Annotated in this window: 16 protein-coding genes and 1 pseudogene; 13 read left to right on the top strand and 4 right to left on the bottom strand. The window is 70.0% G+C overall.

Features of this window, described 5'->3' with window-relative positions:
- Positions 1-16: 16 nt before the first annotated feature.
- Complete coding sequence (locus IE142_RS06725; RefSeq protein ID WP_100046801.1) at positions 17-712, top strand: demethylmenaquinone methyltransferase; 696 nt, start codon at positions 17-19, stop codon at positions 710-712.
- Here IE142_RS06725 and IE142_RS06720 read toward each other — a convergent pair.
- Both IE142_RS06720 and IE142_RS06715 read right to left on the bottom strand, forming a co-directional pair.
- Positions 699-1,079, bottom strand: a complete 381-nt coding sequence (locus tag IE142_RS06720; protein ID WP_191884812.1) for a PASTA domain-containing protein — start codon at positions 1,077-1,079, stop codon at positions 699-701. The two genes, IE142_RS06725 and IE142_RS06720, sit on opposite strands and share 14 nt — an antisense overlap.
- A gap of 96 nt (positions 1,080-1,175) precedes the next feature.
- On the bottom strand, positions 1,176-1,691 hold the full coding sequence (locus tag IE142_RS06715) for a GNAT family N-acetyltransferase (RefSeq protein WP_191884811.1): 516 nt from the start codon (positions 1,689-1,691) through the stop codon (positions 1,176-1,178).
- A gap of 97 nt (positions 1,692-1,788) precedes the next feature.
- Between IE142_RS06715 and IE142_RS06710 the strand changes: the two genes are divergently transcribed.
- Complete coding sequence (locus IE142_RS06710; protein WP_191884810.1) at positions 1,789-3,081, top strand: geranylgeranyl reductase family protein; 1,293 nt, start codon at positions 1,789-1,791, stop codon at positions 3,079-3,081.
- 65 nt (positions 3,082-3,146) lie between these two features.
- Here IE142_RS06710 and def read toward each other — a convergent pair.
- Both def and IE142_RS06700 read right to left on the bottom strand, forming a co-directional pair.
- Positions 3,147-3,781, bottom strand: a pseudogene (gene def / locus IE142_RS06705) (peptide deformylase).
- Positions 3,782-3,926: 145 nt separating this feature from the next.
- Complete coding sequence (locus tag IE142_RS06700; RefSeq protein ID WP_191884809.1) at positions 3,927-4,754, bottom strand: C40 family peptidase; 828 nt, start codon at positions 4,752-4,754, stop codon at positions 3,927-3,929.
- Positions 4,755-5,518: 764 nt separating this feature from the next.
- On the opposite strand from IE142_RS06700, the gene IE142_RS06695 reads away from it, so the two are divergent.
- Genes IE142_RS06695 through nuoK form a run of 11 tightly spaced genes read left to right on the top strand, consistent with a single transcriptional unit; the run spans position 5,519 to position 16,392 of the window.
- A complete protein-coding gene (locus IE142_RS06695) occupies positions 5,519-5,878 on the top strand; it encodes an NADH-quinone oxidoreductase subunit A (protein WP_003974383.1) in 360 nt (119 codons plus the stop codon).
- Between the two features lie 12 nt (positions 5,879-5,890).
- Positions 5,891-6,445, top strand: a complete 555-nt coding sequence (locus IE142_RS06690; RefSeq protein ID WP_010041554.1) for a NuoB/complex I 20 kDa subunit family protein — start codon at positions 5,891-5,893, stop codon at positions 6,443-6,445.
- A complete protein-coding gene (locus tag IE142_RS06685) occupies positions 6,442-7,197 on the top strand; it encodes an NADH-quinone oxidoreductase subunit C (protein ID WP_100046797.1) in 756 nt (251 codons plus the stop codon). The genes IE142_RS06690 and IE142_RS06685 overlap by 4 nt, the downstream gene beginning before the upstream one ends.
- The gene (locus IE142_RS06680) at positions 7,194-8,516 is read left to right on the top strand and encodes an NADH-quinone oxidoreductase subunit D (protein ID WP_191884808.1); all 1,323 of its coding nucleotides are present in this window, start codon (positions 7,194-7,196) and stop codon (positions 8,514-8,516) included. The genes IE142_RS06685 and IE142_RS06680 overlap by 4 nt, the downstream gene beginning before the upstream one ends.
- Positions 8,513-9,385: an NADH-quinone oxidoreductase subunit NuoE gene (gene nuoE / locus IE142_RS06675; RefSeq protein WP_191884807.1), complete on the top strand. Its 873-nt coding sequence runs from the start codon at positions 8,513-8,515 to the stop codon at positions 9,383-9,385. The genes IE142_RS06680 and nuoE overlap by 4 nt, the downstream gene beginning before the upstream one ends.
- Positions 9,382-10,734, top strand: a complete 1,353-nt coding sequence (gene nuoF / locus IE142_RS06670; protein WP_191884806.1) for an NADH-quinone oxidoreductase subunit NuoF — start codon at positions 9,382-9,384, stop codon at positions 10,732-10,734. The genes nuoE and nuoF overlap by 4 nt, the downstream gene beginning before the upstream one ends.
- A complete protein-coding gene (locus IE142_RS06665; RefSeq protein ID WP_191884805.1) occupies positions 10,731-13,235 on the top strand; it encodes an NADH-quinone oxidoreductase subunit G in 2,505 nt (834 codons plus the stop codon). The genes nuoF and IE142_RS06665 overlap by 4 nt, the downstream gene beginning before the upstream one ends.
- A complete protein-coding gene (gene nuoH / locus IE142_RS06660) occupies positions 13,232-14,608 on the top strand; it encodes an NADH-quinone oxidoreductase subunit NuoH (RefSeq protein ID WP_191884804.1) in 1,377 nt (458 codons plus the stop codon). Before IE142_RS06665 ends, nuoH begins: the two co-directional genes overlap by 4 nt.
- The gene (nuoI, locus tag IE142_RS06655; protein ID WP_191884803.1) at positions 14,601-15,242 is read left to right on the top strand and encodes an NADH-quinone oxidoreductase subunit NuoI; all 642 of its coding nucleotides are present in this window, start codon (positions 14,601-14,603) and stop codon (positions 15,240-15,242) included. The genes nuoH and nuoI overlap by 8 nt, the downstream gene beginning before the upstream one ends.
- Entirely contained in the window at positions 15,239-16,096 is an 858-nt protein-coding gene (locus tag IE142_RS06650; protein ID WP_191884802.1) for an NADH-quinone oxidoreductase subunit J, read from the top strand. Before nuoI ends, IE142_RS06650 begins: the two co-directional genes overlap by 4 nt.
- Positions 16,093-16,392 carry an NADH-quinone oxidoreductase subunit NuoK gene (gene nuoK, locus IE142_RS06645; protein ID WP_004927567.1) on the top strand — a complete coding sequence of 100 codons (300 nt, stop codon included), beginning with the start codon at positions 16,093-16,095 and terminating at the stop codon, positions 16,390-16,392. Before IE142_RS06650 ends, nuoK begins: the two co-directional genes overlap by 4 nt.
- The last annotated feature ends 6 nt before the right edge of the window (positions 16,393-16,398 follow it).

Below are 16,398 nucleotides of genomic sequence, written 5' to 3'. Positions count from 1 at the left end.
CTGCAACAATGGGGCCGTGACCCGCGCTTCCCTGAACAAGCAGCCGCACGAAGTCGCCTCGATGTTCGACCACGTCGCGGAACGGTACGACCTGACGAACGCCGTGCTCTCGCTCGGCCAGGACCGGGCGTGGCGCAAGGCGGTCGCCCGGGCCGTCGACGCCCGCCCCGCGCAGAAGGTTCTGGACCTCGCTGCGGGCACGGCGACCTCCTCCCTGCCCTTCGCCCGCACCGGCGCCTACGTCGTCCCCTGCGACTTCTCCCTCGGCATGCTCCAGGTCGGCAAGGAGCGGCACTCCTGGCTGCCGTTCACCGCGGGCGACGCGACCCGGCTGCCGTTCCGGGACGACACGTTCGACGCCGTCACCATCTCCTTCGGGCTGCGCAACGTGCAGGACACGGATGCCGCGCTGCGCGAGATGTACCGGGTGACGCGGCCCGGCGGCCGGGTCGTCATCTGCGAGTTCTCGCACCCGACCTGGACGCCGTTCCGCACCGTCTACACCGAGTACCTGATGCGCGCCCTGCCGCCGGTGGCCCGCGCGGTGTCGTCCAACCCCGACGCGTACGTCTACCTCGCCGAGTCCATCCGCGCCTGGCCCGACCAGCCGGCGCTCGCCGAGCGGCTGGGCAAGGCCGGCTGGTCGAGGGTGGCGTGGCGGAACCTCACGGGTGGCGTGGTGGCGCTGCACCGGGGGTTCAAGGAGAGCTGAGGGTCGCGCAGTACGGCGGCCCCGCCCGGACGGGCCCTCCCGCGCCCGGTCCGTCCTGACCCGGCTCGTTCAGCTCCCGCCGCGGCCCTCCCCGCGGCGGTCCCGGCACGCGCGGCTCCCGGATGCCTCCGCCGCCCTCGTCCTCGCCGAAGCCGAACCACACGTACACCGCCGACTCCCGCGGCACGCGCGCGCCGGGCTGCGGGTACTGCCGTACGACGTGGTCGACGACGGCGAGGTGGAAGTCGGGCCGGTCCGGTGCCTGCAGGCACAGGCCCCGCGCGTGGGCCTCCTCCCGCGCGTCCACGGCCATCAGGCCGACCAGGCGCGGTACGCGTACGTCGGCCTTCTCGGGTACCGGGCGCACGGGCGTCACCCCCCAGCGGTACCCGGCAGAGTAGCGCCGCCGCGCACCGCCCGGAAGCCGCCGAAGTCGCTCACTGTGGCAGTCGGTTGCGGTGAGTCACCGGTGTTGCAGCGGGAGTCGGTAGCAGTGCCCCTGCCGCCGCGCGGCCGGGGTGGTGAAGACCCCGGCGAGGCGCATGCCCAGCCGCTCCGTGACCGCGATGGACCGGGTGTTGCGGGCGTCGACCATGGCGACCACCTCCGGTACGCCCGCGGCCCGCACCCGCTCCAGCGTCTGCCGGGCCGCCGCCGTGACGTACCCCTTGCCCCAGTACGCCCGCGCCAGGCGCCAGCCGATCTCGATCTCGCCCTTGGGGCCCCAGTCCTGCGGCCACGGCTGGGCGCCCGTGAAGCCGATGACCGTGCCGGCCTCGTCCACCATGGTCCACAGGCAGAAGCCGCGCTCCGCGTCGTGCCGGCGCTGGCGGGCGGTGAGCTCCTCGTAGACGGACAGTTCCGCGGGCCTCCCGCCGTGGAACTCCATGACGTCCGGATCGTCGAAGATCCGGTGCCAGGCGACCGCGTCCTCGTCGGTGGGAACGCGCAACCGTACAACGGGCAGAGCTCGGTTCACTGGGCAGCCCTTCAGCCGGGTCGTGGGTGTCGCTGAATAGACTGCCCATGACCAGTGCCGGTCGGCACGCAGATTCCGAACTTGGGGAGATCCCGCCGTGACCGTCGAGACTGAGCCACTCTCCGAGAACACCGCCGACGTGATCGTCGTGGGCGCGGGGCCGGCCGGCTCCACGGCGGCGTACCACCTGGCCAAGGCGGGGCTCGACGTCCTGCTCCTGGAGAAGACCGCCTTCCCCCGGGAGAAGGTCTGCGGCGACGGCCTGACCCCCCGCGCGGTCAAGCAGCTCGTGGCGATGGGCATCGACATCTCGGAGGAGGCCGGCTGGCTGCGCAACAAGGGCCTGCGCATCATCGGCGGCGGCTCCCGCCTCCAGCTCGACTGGCCGGACCTCGCCTCCTTCCCCGACTACGGACTCGTCCGCAAGCGCGACGACTTCGACGAGCAGCTCGCCCGGCAGGCCCAGAAGGCCGGCGCCCGCCTCCACGAGCGCTGCAACGTCGGCGCCCCCGTCATCGACGACCGCACCGGCCGCATCACCGGCGTCCACGCCAAGCTGGGCGAGGACAAGCGCGAGGTCACCTTCCACGCGCCGCTGGTCGTCGCCGCCGACGGCAACTCCACGCGGCTGTCCCTGGCGATGGGCCTGCACCGCCGCGAGGACCGCCCGATGGGCGTCGCGGTCCGCACGTACTTCACCTCGCCCCGCCACGACGACGACTACCTGGAGTCCTGGCTGGAACTGTGGGACCGCCGCGGCGCCCAGGACCGCCTCCTGCCGGGCTACGGCTGGATCTTCGGCATGGGCGACGGCACCTCGAACGTCGGACTCGGGGTGCTGAACACCTCGGACTCCTTCAAGGAGCTGGACTGGCGCGAGGTGCTGAAGGCCTGGTGCGCATCCATGCCGGAGGACTGGGGGTACACCCCGGACAACATGACCGGTCCGATCCGCGGCGCCGCCCTGCCCATGGCCTTCAACCGCCAGCCCCACTACACCAAGGGCCTGCTGCTCGTCGGTGACGCCGGCGGCCTGGTGAACCCCTTCAACGGCGAGGGCATCGCCTACGCCATGGAGTCCGGCCAGATCGCCGCCGACGTGATCACCCAGGCCCACGCGAGGGCCACGCCGGCCCAGCGGGAGATCGCCCTCCAGCGTTACCCGCGCGTCCTCAAGGACACCTACGGCGGCTACTACACGCTGGGCCGCGCCTTCGTGAAGCTCATCGGCAACCCGAAGGTCATGCAGATCGCGACCCAGCGCGGCCTCACCCACCCGCTGCTGATGAAGTTCACCCTGAAGATGCTCGCCAACCTGACGGACCCGACGGGCGGCGACGCGATGGACCGCATCATCAACGGACTCAGCAAGGTCGCGCCGAAGGCGTGAGCATCGGGCCTGAGCTGCCGGCCTGAGCTGCCGGCCTGAGCAGCGGGGCTGAGCATCAGGCCCGATCACCCCTCGGCCTGCTCGAGTGCCCTGCCCTTGGCCGCCCGGCGCGCGAACACCTCGTCGCGCCGGTCGGCCGACTGCCGCAGCGCCCGCTTGCGGTCGCGCGCGGAGGGCCGGTCCAGGTACACCTGACCGTTCACGTGATCGGTCTCGTGGGCGAGGCAGCGCGCGAAGTGACCGGTGCCCTCGACGACGAGCGGCTCGCCGTCCTCGTCGAGGCCCCGCACGACGCCCGGTCGGGCCGCGGCACGGCCATGACAGCGCCCGGCACCGACAGACACCCCTCGCCCTCGTCCAGCAGCCGGCGCCCGGCCGGGTCGAGGGAACCCGGCACCGGGTTCACGGTGTGCCCGACATGTCGGACACCTTCGTCGTCGGGGCAGTCGTACACGAACAGGCGGAGGGCGACCCCCACCTGATCGGCCGCCAGGCCGCAGCCGTCGGCGGCGTACATGGTGCGGAACATGTCGTCGATGAGCGCGGCGAGGTCGGGCCCGAACTCGGTGACCTCCCGGCAGGGCTTGTGCAGCACCTCTTCGCCGACCTCGGTCATCCGCCGCACCGACCCGCGCCGGGCCTGGGGCGCGAGCGGGGGGTAGGCGGCGGTGGGCCGCCCCTGTACGAACACGCTGGGCATGGTTCTCCTTCGGCTCGTGGACGGGCCGGTGGGAATCCGGCCCGTGCCGAGCACGGCAGGAGCGACCGCGGGGCCGCAGCCCTCGAGTGGCTGCGGCCCCGCGTGCGGACGTGTCCGCGTCGTTCGTACTCGCGGTGCGCCGGAGTTACAGCACCCGCACCGCGCCGCTCGGCGGGTCGTACGACAGCGGTGCCTGGACGACGCCGGTGGAGGAGTTCTGCGCGCCGACGAACATACCGTCGCCGACGTAGACGCCCACGTGGTACGCGCTGCCCGCGCCGCCCCAGTACAGGATGTCGCCCGGCTGGAGGTTGTCGAGGCTCACCTGGGTGCCGGCGGTCGACTGGGACTGGGAGACGCGCGGCAGGTCGATGTTGACCTGCTTGAAGGCCGCCTGCACGAGTCCGGAGCAGTCCCAGGAGTTGGGGCCGGTGCCGCCGGTCACGTAGGCGTCGCCGACCTGGGCCTGCACGAAGGCGATGACCGCGGCGGCCGAACCGGTGGCCGAGGACGAGCTGACGCCGCTGCCCGAGTTGTCGGAGGACCCGGTGTCCACGGAGGCGCTCAGGGTGGCGCGCTCGGCGGTGCGAGAGGCACGCTCGGCGGCCGCCTTGCGCGCGGCCTCCTCGGCCTTCTTCTTCTCCTCCGCGGCCTTCTTCTTGGCCTCGGCGAGGTCCGCCTCGGCCTGCTTGGCGGCCTTGGCGGCGGCCGCGTCACGCTCGGCCTGCAGCTCGTAGCTCGCGGCCGCCTGCTGCGTGACGTCCGCGGACTGGGCGACCTGAGCGGCCAGGTCGGCCGTCAGGGTGGGCAGTTCGAGGGTCTGCGTCACCGGCTCGGCCGCGTTGGCCGAACCCGACGCACCGGCCACTGCCAGGGTGCTGAGGACGCCACCGGCCACTCCGGCCCGCATCGCGATGGTCGACGCGCTGCGGCGGGGCTTCCGGTGGCTACGTATGTGAGCGGTGTGGGACATAGGGACAACCGGTATCAGGAGCTCCTCCATACCTTCAAGAAACGTGGGCTGCGCCACAGTTGTTCAATCCAGCCTCGAATCCCGGGCGTGTCGTCCCGTATTGACGCCCTAACGGACATTGCGGGCGGGCCGTAACCAGCCTGTGATCACGGTCTTTGATCGTTACGCCCGAATTGCCCCGCGCTTACCACTTGTTGAAGCAGTTGGCCAAGCCCGGTTCTCAGGCGCCTCTCATGAATGTGGCACAGGTCACGGAACGGTTGCCTCGTCGACCGCGTCCGCGGCGCGCGACCGAGCTCCGCGGTCGCCGCAGGGTGCTCGTGAATGCGTGCACGTGTCCACATCGCACCCGACCCTCCCTCTGATGTGTGAACGGGCCCTCTATCAAGTGATCGCATCACGTGCCAGTTTGCATGCACGGGAAGCATCTTGATATTGAGACGTTCGCCATGCGCCCCCTCTGGCCAGCGGTGACGATCGAAAATGTCACCTCTGGTGATCACCTGAACGCTTCCTGTGTGAAGATCACCGCTCATCCGACTTCATGATCCTTCGTCAGGTGGTGGAGATCACAAAGCTTGTACAACACCCCGTGTCGCAGATCACAGAGCGGCGGGCATAAGATGCGAGGCAGTTGGGCTTGTGACCTGCTTCACATGTTCGCGATCTTCGCCGGGACGAGCGGGGCTCGTGGGGCTGCCGGGGCGGTTGTGAGTCCAGTGCAACCGCCAGCAGTCAGTGCCGACTGAGAGGAGCGAGGAGCGGTGAACGCGTATGCGCCCATCCTCGTACTGGGAGCCCTCGGGGCAGGCTTTGCGATCTTCTCCGTGGTGATGGCCACGCTGATCGGTCCGAAGCGGTACAACCGGGCGAAGCTCGAGGCCTACGAGTGCGGCATCGAGCCGACCCCCACGCCGGCCGGCGGCGGGCGCTTCCCCATCAAGTACTACCTGACGGCGATGCTCTTCATCATCTTCGATATCGAGATCGTCTTCCTCTACCCCTGGGCCGTCACCTTCGACGCCCTGGGGATTTTCGGGCTCGTGGAGATGCTGCTCTTCGTGCTCACCGTCTTCGTCGCGTACGCGTACGTATGGCGGCGCGGCGGCCTGGAATGGGACTGAGGGGCCTTTGACATGGGACTCGAAGAAAAGCTGCCGAGCGGCTTCCTGCTGACCACCGTCGAGCAGGCCGCGGGGTGGGTGCGCAAGTCGTCCGTCTTCCCCGCCACGTTCGGCCTCGCCTGCTGTGCCATCGAGATGATGACCACCGGTGCCGGCCGCTACGACCTGGCGCGCTTCGGCATGGAGGTCTTCCGCGGATCGCCGCGGCAGGCGGACCTGATGATCGTCGCGGGCCGGGTGAGCCAGAAGATGGCGCCGGTGCTGCGGCAGGTCTACGACCAGATGCCGAACCCGAAATGGGTGATCTCCATGGGGGTCTGCGCCTCCTCGGGCGGCATGTTCAACAACTACGCGATCGTCCAGGGCGTCGACCACATCGTCCCGGTCGACATCTACCTGCCCGGCTGCCCGCCGCGGCCCGAGATGCTGATGGACGCCATCCTCAAGCTCCACCAGAAGATCCAGACCTCCAAACTCGGCGTGAACGCCGAGGAGGCGGCCCGCGAGGCGGAGGAGGCGGCGCTCAAGGCCCTGCCCACGATCGAGATGAAGGGGCTGCTGCGGTGAGCGACGCGAACAACACCGCGGGTGACGCGAACGGGGTGAACCCGGAGAAGGACCTGTCCGCGGAGAACCTCCCGGGCCAGCGCGGCCAGGGCGGCGAGGAGATCCGCGTCCAGCGCGGGATGTTCGGTGCCAACAACGGCGGCGACACCTCCGGCTACGGCGGTCTGGTCCGCTCCGTCCGGCTCCCCGGCCCGGCGAGCCGGCCCTACGGCGGATGGTTCGACGAGGTCGCCGACGAGCTCGAGGGCGCGCTGGAGGAGCAGGGGCTCCTGCCCGAGAACGCCATCGAGAAGACGGTCGTCGACCGCGACGAGCTGACCTTCCACATCGAGCGCGAACACCTGGTCCGCGTCGCCCGCACCCTGCGCGACGACCCGGCCCTCCGCTTCGAACTGTGCACCGGCGTCAGCGGCGTCCACTACCCGAACGACAAGGGCCGCGAGCTGCACGCCGTCTACCACCTGCGCTCGATCACCCACAACCGGCTGATCCGCCTCGAGGTCAGCGCGCCCGACAGCGACCCGCACATCCCGTCGCTGTTCTCGGTCTATCCGACGAACGACTGGCACGAGCGCGAGACGTACGACTTCTTCGGAATCGTCTTCGACGGCCACCCGGCGCTGACGCGGATCATGATGCCGGACGACTGGCAGGGCTTTCCGCAGCGCAAGGACTACCCCCTCGGCGGCATCCCCGTCGAGTACAAGGGCGCCCAGATCCCGGCTCCGGACCAGCGGAGGTCGTACTCATGAGCACTTCGCACGCCTCCCCTCGCGAGACCACCGAGGGCACCGTCTACACGGTCACCGGCGGCGACTGGGACGAGGTCGTCCAGTCCGCGGCCCGCGCCGACGACGAGCGCATCGTCGTCAACATGGGACCGCAGCACCCGTCCACCCACGGCGTGCTCCGCCTGATCCTGGAGATCGACGGCGAGACCGTCACCGAGGCCCGTTGCGGCATCGGCTACCTGCACACCGGCATCGAGAAGAACCTCGAGTACCGGACCTGGACGCAGGGCACCACGTTCGTGACGCGCATGGACTACCTGACGTCGTTCTTCAACGAGACGGCGTACTGCCTGGGAGTCGAGAAGCTGCTCGGTATCGAGGACGAGATCCCGGACCGGGCCACCACCATCCGAGTGCTCCTGATGGAGCTGAACCGGCTCTCCTCCCACCTGGTGTGCATCGCCACGGGAGGCATGGAACTCGGCGCCACCACGATCATGATCTACGGCTTCCGCGATCGTGAACTCGTCCTCGACATCTACGAGCTGATCACCGGCCTGCGGATGAACCACGCGTTCATCCGCCCGGGCGGACTCGCCCAGGACCTGCCGCCCGGCGCGGTGGACCACATCCGCGAGTTCGTGAAGAAGATGAAGAAGAACCTCCCGGAGTACGACAAGCTCGCCACCGGGAACCCGATCTTCAAGGCCCGTATGCAGGACGTCGGCTATCTCGACCTGGCCGGCTGCATGGCCCTCGGCGCCACCGGCCCGGTCCTCAGGTCCACCGGCCTGCCGCACGACCTGCGCAAGACCCAGCCGTACTGCGGCTACGAGACGTACGACTTCGACATCCCGACCGCCGACACCTGTGACGCCTACGGTCGCTTCCTGATCCGGCTGGAGGAGATGCGCCAGTCGCTCCGGATCGTCGAGCAGTGCCTGGACCGGCTCCAGCCCGGCCCGGTCATGGTCGGCGACAAAAAGATCGCCTGGCCCGCCCAGCTCGCCCTGGGACCGGACGGACTGGGCAACTCCCTCGACCACATCAAGAAGATCATGGGCACCTCCATGGAGGCCCTGATCCACCACTTCAAGCTGGTCACAGAGGGCTTCCGGGTGCCGCCGGGCCAGACCTACGCGGCGGTGGAATCGCCCAAGGGCGAGCTCGGGGTGCACGTCGTCTCCGACGGCGGCACCCGTCCCTTCCGGGTCCACTTCCGCGACCCGTCCTTCACCAACCTGCAGGCCATGGCGGCGATGTGCGAGGGCGGCCAGGTCGCCGACGTCATCGTGGCCGTGGCGTCCCTCGACCCCGTGATGGGAGGCGTCGACCGGTGACCACCTCTTCTTCGGAGCGGGGCGTCAGCCTGGGCATGCCGGAACTGCCCGCGCCCGCCTACCCGGACGACGTCCGGGCCCGGCTGGAGACCGACGCGCGCGAGATCATCGCCCGCTACCCGGACTCCCGGTCCGCCCTCCTGCCCCTGCTGCACCTCGTGCAGGCGGAGGAGGGACACGTCACGCGCACCGGGATGCAGTTCTGCGCGGACGTGCTGGGCCTGACCACGGCCGAGGTCACCGCGGTCGCCACCTTCTACACCATGTACCGGCGCAGGCCGAGCGGCGACTACCAGGTCGGCGTCTGCACCAACACGCTGTGCGCGGTCATGGGCGGCGACGCGATCTTCGAGTCCCTCCAGGAGCACCTGGGCGTCGGCAACGGGGAGACCACCGAGGACGGCAAGGTCACCCTGGAGCACATCGAGTGCAACGCGGCCTGCGACTTCGCGCCGGTCGTGATGGTCAACTGGGAGTTCTTCGACAACCAGAACCCGGCGAGCGTCAGGCGCCTCGTCGACGACCTGCGCGCGGGACGGCCGGTGACGCCCACGCGCGGTGCGCCGCTGTGCACCTTCAAGGAGACCGCCCGGATCCTGGCGGGATTCCCCGACGAGCGGGACGGCGCCGTCGCGGCCGGCGGCAGCGCGGGTCCCGCATCCCTGGCCGGACTCAAGCTGGCCAAGGGCGAAGTGTCCGCCGCGCGCGTGGTGCACCCGCGGGACGGCGGACCGCACGACGCACCGCAGGACCGGGCCGTGCACGACCCGTCCCCGACGGAACACCTGAGCTCGCACGACGCGCCGCAGGACACATCGGCATCCGACCCTTCCAACCCGGCAGGGCCTACCGCCGAGGAGGGGGAGTGATGACCGTGGCAGCCGAGATCAAGGGCACCAGCCCGGAGAAGCTGCTCGCACCCGTGCTGTCGGCCTTCTGGGACGAGGACGAGTCCTGGACTCTCGACGTCTACCGGAGGCACGAGGGGTACGAAGGGCTCCGCAAGGCGCTGGCGATGTCGCCGGACGACCTGATCGCGTACGTCAAGGACTCGGGTCTGCGCGGACGCGGCGGAGCGGGGTTCCCGACGGGGATGAAGTGGCAGTTCATTCCCCAGGGAGACGGCAAGCCTCACTATCTGGTTGTCAACGCCGACGAGTCGGAGCCGGGGACCTGCAAGGACATCCCGCTCCTCTTCGCGAACCCGCACAGCCTCATCGAGGGCATCGTCATCGCGTGTTACGCCATCAGGTCTTCGCATGCCTTCATCTATCTGCGTGGTGAAGTCGTCCCAGTGCTGCGGCGGTTGCACGAGGCCGTGCGCGAGGCCTACGAGGCCGGCTTCCTCGGCGAGAACATCCTGGGCAGCGGACTCGACCTCGAACTCACCGTGCACGCGGGCGCGGGCGCGTACATCTGCGGTGAGGAGACCGCACTGCTCGACTCGCTCGAAGGCCGCCGGGGTCAACCGCGGCTCCGTCCCCCCTTCCCTGCCGTCGCGGGCCTCTACGCGTGCCCGACTGTGGTGAACAACGTCGAATCGATCGCGTCGGTTCCCGCGATCCTGAACAAGGGCAAGGACTGGTTCAGGTCGATGGGCAGCGAGAAGTCCCCGGGCTTCACGCTGTACTCGCTCAGCGGCCACGTCGCGAGCCCCGGCCAGTACGAGGCTCCGCTCGGCATCACGCTGCGCCAGCTCCTGGACATGAGCGGCGGCATGCGCCCGGGCCACCGCCTCAAGTTCTGGACGCCGGGCGGCTCCTCGACGCCGATGTTCACCGACGAGCACCTCGACGTCCCCCTCGACTACGAGGGAGTGGGCGCCGCCGGTTCCATGCTCGGCACCAAGGCGCTCCAGTGCTTCGACGAGACGACCTGCGTCGTGCGGGCCGTCACCCGCTGGACCGAGTTCTACGCCCACGAGTCCTGCGGCAAGTGCACCCCCTGCCGCGAAGGCACGTACTGGCTCGTCCAGCTGCTGCGCGACATCGAGGCCGGCAAGGGCGTCATGACCGATCTCGACAAGCTGAACGACATCGCCGACAACATCAACGGCAAGTCCTTCTGCGCCCTCGGCGACGGCGCCGCCTCGCCGATCTTCTCCTCGCTCAAGTACTTCCGCGAGGAGTACGAGCAGCACATCACGGGCCGCGGCTGTCCCTTCGACCCGGCCAAGTCGACGGCCTGGGCCGACCACCGTACGGAGGTGAACGCATGACTGTGACCACCAGCGCTCCCTCCGGCGGGGGAGAGGCGGCGGTCCCGCCGGAGGACCTCGTGTCGCTGACGATCGACGGCGCCGAGATCAGCGTGTCCAAGGGCACCCTGGTCATCCGGGCCGCCGAGCAGCTCGGCATCGAGATCCCCCGGTTCTGCGACCACCCCCTCCTCGACCCGGCCGGCGCCTGCCGCCAGTGCATCGTCGAGGTCGAGGGCCAGCGCAAGCCCATGGCCTCCTGCACCATCACCTGCACCGACGGGATGGTGGTGAAGACCCACCTCACCTCGCCCGTCGCCGAGAAGGCGCAGCACGGTGTGATGGAGCTGCTGCTCATCAACCACCCGCTGGACTGCCCGGTCTGCGACAAGGGCGGCGAGTGCCCGTTGCAGAACCAGGCGATGTCGCACGGCCAGGCGGAGTCCCGCTTCGAAGGAAAGAAGCGGACGTACGAGAAGCCGGTGCCGATCTCCACGCAGGTGCTGCTCGACCGTGAGCGGTGCGTGCTGTGCGCACGCTGCACCCGTTTCTCCAACCAGGTCGCGGGCGACCCGATGATCGAGCTGATCGAGCGGGGCGCGCTCCAGCAGGTCGGCACCGGCGAGGGCGACCCCTTCGAGTCGTACTTCTCCGGCAACACCATCCAGATCTGCCCGGTCGGCGCGCTCACCTCGGCGGCGTACCGGTTCCGCTCCCGCCCCTTCGACCTGGTCTCCTCGCCTTCCGTGTGCGAGCACTGCTCCGGCGGCTGCGCGACCCGCACCGACCACCGGCGCGGCAAGGTCATGCGGCGCCTGGCGGCCGACGACCCCGAGGTCAACGAGGAGTGGATCTGCGACAAGGGCCGCTTCGCCTTCCGGTACGCACAGCAGCGGGACCGGCTGACGACGCCCCTGGTGCGCAACGCCGAGGGCGAGCTGGAGCCCGCCTCCTGGCCGGAGGCCCTGCAGATCGCCGCACAGGGGCTGCTCGCCTCGAAGGGCCGGACCGGTGTCCTGGCCGGCGGGCGGCTCACCGTCGAGGACGCCTACGCGTACAGCAAGTTCGCGCGCGTGGCACTCGACACCAACGACATCGACTTCCGCGCGCGCGTGCACAGCACCGAGGAGGCCGACTTCCTGGCCGCCCGGATCGCCGGGCGCGGCCGCGACCTCGACGGTACGGGCGTCACGTACACCGCGCTGGAGAAGGCGCCCGCCGTGCTGCTGGCCGGTTTCGAGGCCGAGGAGGAGGCGCCCGGCGTCTTCCTGAGGCTGCGCAAGGCCTGGCGCAAGCACGGGCAGAAGGTCTTCTCGCTGGCCACGCACGCCACGCGGGGTCTGGAGAAGGCCGGGGGCACCCTGCTGCCGGCCGCTCCCGGCACCGAGACCGAGTGGCTGGACGCGCTGGCGAGCGGGGTCGGCCTGGAGGACGACGGGGCCCGGGCCGCCGAGGCCCTGCGCGCCGAGGGCGCCGTGATCGTCGTCGGCGAGCGCCTGGCGTCCGTGGCCGGTGGCCTCACCGCCGCCGTACGGACCGCCACCGCGACCGGCGCCCGGCTGGCGTGGATCCCGCGCCGGGCCGGGGAGCGCGGCGCGGTCGAGGCGGGTGCCCTGCCCTCGCTGCTGCCGGGCGGGCGCCCGGCGACCGACCCCCGCGCGCGTGAGGAGGTCGCCGCGGTCTGGGGCCTGGCGGACCTCCCGCACCGCTACGGCCGCGACACGGGCGAGATCGTCGAGGCCGCCGCGCGCGGCGAACTCCAGGCGCTGCTGGTGGCCGGGGTGGAGGTCGCCGACCTGCCCGATCCGGCACGCGCGCGTACGGCACTCGCCGAGGCGGGCTTCGTGGTCTCCCTGGAGCTGCGGCCCAGCGAGGTCACCGCACTGGCCGACGTCGTCCTTCCGGTCGCCGCGGTCGCCGAGAAGGCCGGGACCTTCCTCAACTGGGAGGGCCGTGCACGCTTCTTCGAGGCGGCGCTCAAGCCCGACCAGATGACCCGCCGCCTCGCCCCCGGCGACGCCCGCGTCCTCCAGATGCTGGCCGACGCCATGGACGTACACCTGGGGCTGCCGGATCTGCGCACCACCCGCGCGGAGATCGACCGGCTCGGCGCCTGGGACGGGCCGCGGGCCGGTGAACCGCTGTACACCGCGGGGGCGCTGCCCCGGCCGGCCGCCGGCGAGGCGGTGCTGGCCGGGCACCGGCTGCTGCTCGACCAGGGTGTCCTCCAGCAGGGCGACGAGGCGCTGGCCGGCACCCGGCACGCCGCACGCGCGCGCTTGTCGGCGGCAACCGCCGCCGAGGCGGGCGTCAAGGACGGGGACCTCCTGGCCGTCACCGGTCCGGCCGGTGCCGTCGAATTCCCGCTCCAGGTGACCGAGATGCCCGACCGGGTGGTCTGGCTCCCGCTGAACTCGGCCGGCACCGGCGTCGCCTCCGACGCCGGGGTGCTGCCCGGAACCCTCGTCCGTATCGGCCCGGCCACGCTCGCCGGCGAGGCCCCCAAGGAGGTGGAGGCATGAGCCCGTACCTCGCCGCTGAAGACCTCTCGATGTTCGGCACCGATCCCTGGTGGCTCGTCGTCGTCAAGGCGGTCTTCTGCTTCGCCTTCCTGATGGTGACCGTGCTGTTCGCCATCGTGTGGGAGCGCAAGGTCGTCGCCTGGATGCAGCTGCGCATCGGCCCGAACCGGCACGGCCCCTGGGGCATGCTCCAGTCGCTCGCCGACGGCATCAAGCTGATGCTCAAGGAAGACCTCGTCGTCAAGCGCGCCGACAAGGTGGTGTACGTCCTCGCACCGATCGTCGCCGCCATCCCGGCCTTCATGGCGATCGCCGTGATTCCCTTCGGGCCTGCCGGCAACGAGATCTCGATCTTCGGTCAACGCACCACCATGCAGCTCACCGACCTGCCGATCGCGTTGCTCTACATCCTCGCGGTCGCCTCGATCGGCATCTACGGCATGGTGCTGGCCGGATGGAGCTCCGGATCGACGTACCCGCTCCTCGGCGGCCTGCGCTCCTGCGCGCAGATGATCTCCTACGAGATCGCGATGGGCGCCGCGTTCGCCTCGGTGTTCCTCTACTCGGGGTCCATGTCGACCTCGGAGATCGTCGCAGGGCAGACCGACCGCTGGTACATCGTGCTGCTGCCGGTCTCCTTCATCCTCTACATCGTCACGATGGTCGGCGAGACCAACCGCGCCCCCTTCGACATGCCGGAGTCCGAGGGCGACCTGGTGGGCGGCTTCAACACCGAGTACTCGTCGATCAAGTTCGCGATGTTCATGCTCGCCGAGTACGTGAACATGGTGACCGTCTCGGCGGTCGCCATCACGCTCTTCCTCGGCGGCTGGCGGGCACCGTGGCCGGTCAGCACCTTCTGGGAGGGCGCCAACCACGGCTGGTGGCCGCTGCTCTGGTTCGTGGTCAAGGTGCAGTTGCTGCTGTTCTTCTTCATCTGGCTGCGCGGCACCCTCCCGCGCGTCCGCTACGACCAGCTGATGAAGCTCGGCTGGAAGGTCCTCATCCCGGTCTCCCTGGTCTGGCTGATGCTCGTGGCGACCGTGCGGGCCCTGCGGAACGAGAACTACGGGTTCACCGACATCGCCCTCTACGTCGGCGGCGGCGTCCTGGCCCTGCTGGTGCTGTCGTTCGTCGTCGACATGTACCGAGAGAAGGGCAAGCAGGCCGAGCCGCCCGCCGAGGGGCCGGCCGCCTTCGACCCGATGGCCGGCGGATTCCCCGTACCGCCGTTGCCCGGGCAGGAGTTGCCGCCGGTGCCCAGGCGTCGCCCGCGCCGGGAGCGGGAGCTGGTTGTCAGTGGCGGGCCCGATACTCACAGTGACGGATCTTCGGGCGGATCTACGGATGGAAAGGAGGCGTCCGATGGCTGAGGAACCCAAGGAGACCGACCCCGGTTTCCTGAACCCCGTGGCCGGCTTCGGCGTGACCTTCAAGGCCATGTTCAAGAAGCGGCTGACCGAGCAGTACCCGGAGCAGAAGAAGACCACCGCTCCGCGCTTCCACGGCCGGCACCAGCTCAACCGCCATCCGGACGGCCTGGAGAAGTGCATCGGCTGCGAGTTGTGCGCCTGGGCGTGTCCCGCGGACGCCATCTACGTGGAGGGCGCGGACAACACGGACGAGGAGCGCTACTCGCCGGGTGAGCGGTACGGCCGCGTCTACCAGATCAACTACGCCCGCTGCATCCTGTGCGGCCTGTGCATCGAGGCGTGCCCCACGCGCGCGCTGACGATGACCAACGAGTTCGAGCTGGCCGACTCCAGCCGCGCCAACCTCATCTTCACCAAGGAGCAGCTTCTCGCCGGCCTGGAGGAGGGCATGGTCGACTCGCCCCACGCCATCTACCCGGGCACGGACGAGCAGGACTACTACCGGGGCCTGGTCACCGAGGCCGCGCCCGGGACGGTCCAGCAGGTCGTCCACTCCGAGGGAGAGGTCGTCCAGGAGGGCGACTCGACCTTCGGCGGGACCGAGCCCGCGTCGGAGGAGGTGATCCGCCGATGAGCGCGCAGCTCGCCGCCGCGGCGACTCTCTCCGCCGGCACCTCCACCGGGGAAGCCGTCCAGTTCTGGATCCTGGGCACCGTCGCGGTGATCGGCGCCCTGTGCACCGTTTTCATGAAGCGGGCCGTGCACAGCGCGCTCTGCCTCGCCGGGACCATGATCATCCTGGCGGTGTTCTATCTCGCCAACGGCGCCTACTTCCTCGGCGTGGTGCAGATCATCGTCTACACCGGCGCGATCATGATGCTGTTCCTGTTCGTGGTGATGCTCGTCGGCGTCACCGCGGCGGACTCCCTGAAGGAGACCATCAAGGGCCAGCGCTGGCTGGCCCTGGCGTCCGGGCTCGGCTTCGGCATCCTGCTGATCGGCGGCATCGGGAACGCATCGGTCAGCGAGTTCACCGGCCTCGGTCAGGCCAACGCGAACGGCAACGTGGAGGGACTCGCGTCCCTCATCTTCACCAAGTACGTATTCGCCTTCGAGATCACCGGCGCGCTGCTCATCACGGCCGCCGTAGGCGCCATGGTGCTCACCCACCGCGAGCGCACCGAGCGTGCCAGGACCCAGCGAGAGCTGGCCGAGCAGCGCGTACGCGAGGGCAAGTACCTGCCGCCGCTGCCCGCGCCCGGCGTCTACGCCCGGCACAACGCGGTCGACATCGCGGGCCTGCTGCCCGACGGCACCCCCTCCGAGCTCACCGTCAGCAAGACGCTGCGCGAGCGGGGCCAGGTCCGCGACGTGTCGACGGACGCGCTCGACGACCTCAAGGCGCTGGAGCAGCGTGCCGAGGAGCGCCTCGAGCGAGGGGCGGTCGCGCCGGCCACCTTCAAGCGGTCCGAGGAGGCGTCGAAGTGAACCCGGTCAACTACCTCTACCTCGCGGCCCTGTTGTTCACGATCGGCGCCACCGGTGTGCTGATCCGGCGCAACGCGATCGTGGTGTTCATGTGCGTCGAGCTGATGCTCAACGCCTGCAACCTCGCGTTCGTCGCCTTCTCCCGCATGCACGGCAACCTCGACGGCCAGATCATCGCCTTCTTCACGATGGTCGTCGCCGCCGCGGAGGTCGTGGTCGGGCTCGCGATCATCGTGTCTCTGTTCCGTTCCCGCCACTCGGCCTCGGTCGACGACGCCAGCCTGATGAAGCTGTGAGGGGTC

This window comes from Streptomyces mutabilis (genome assembly GCF_014649815.1).
Lineage (GTDB): Bacteria > Actinomycetota > Actinomycetes > Streptomycetales > Streptomycetaceae > Streptomyces > Streptomyces mutabilis.
Note: the sequence above shows the minus strand (reverse complement) of the source record. Positions and strands in the feature narration are given on the sequence as shown.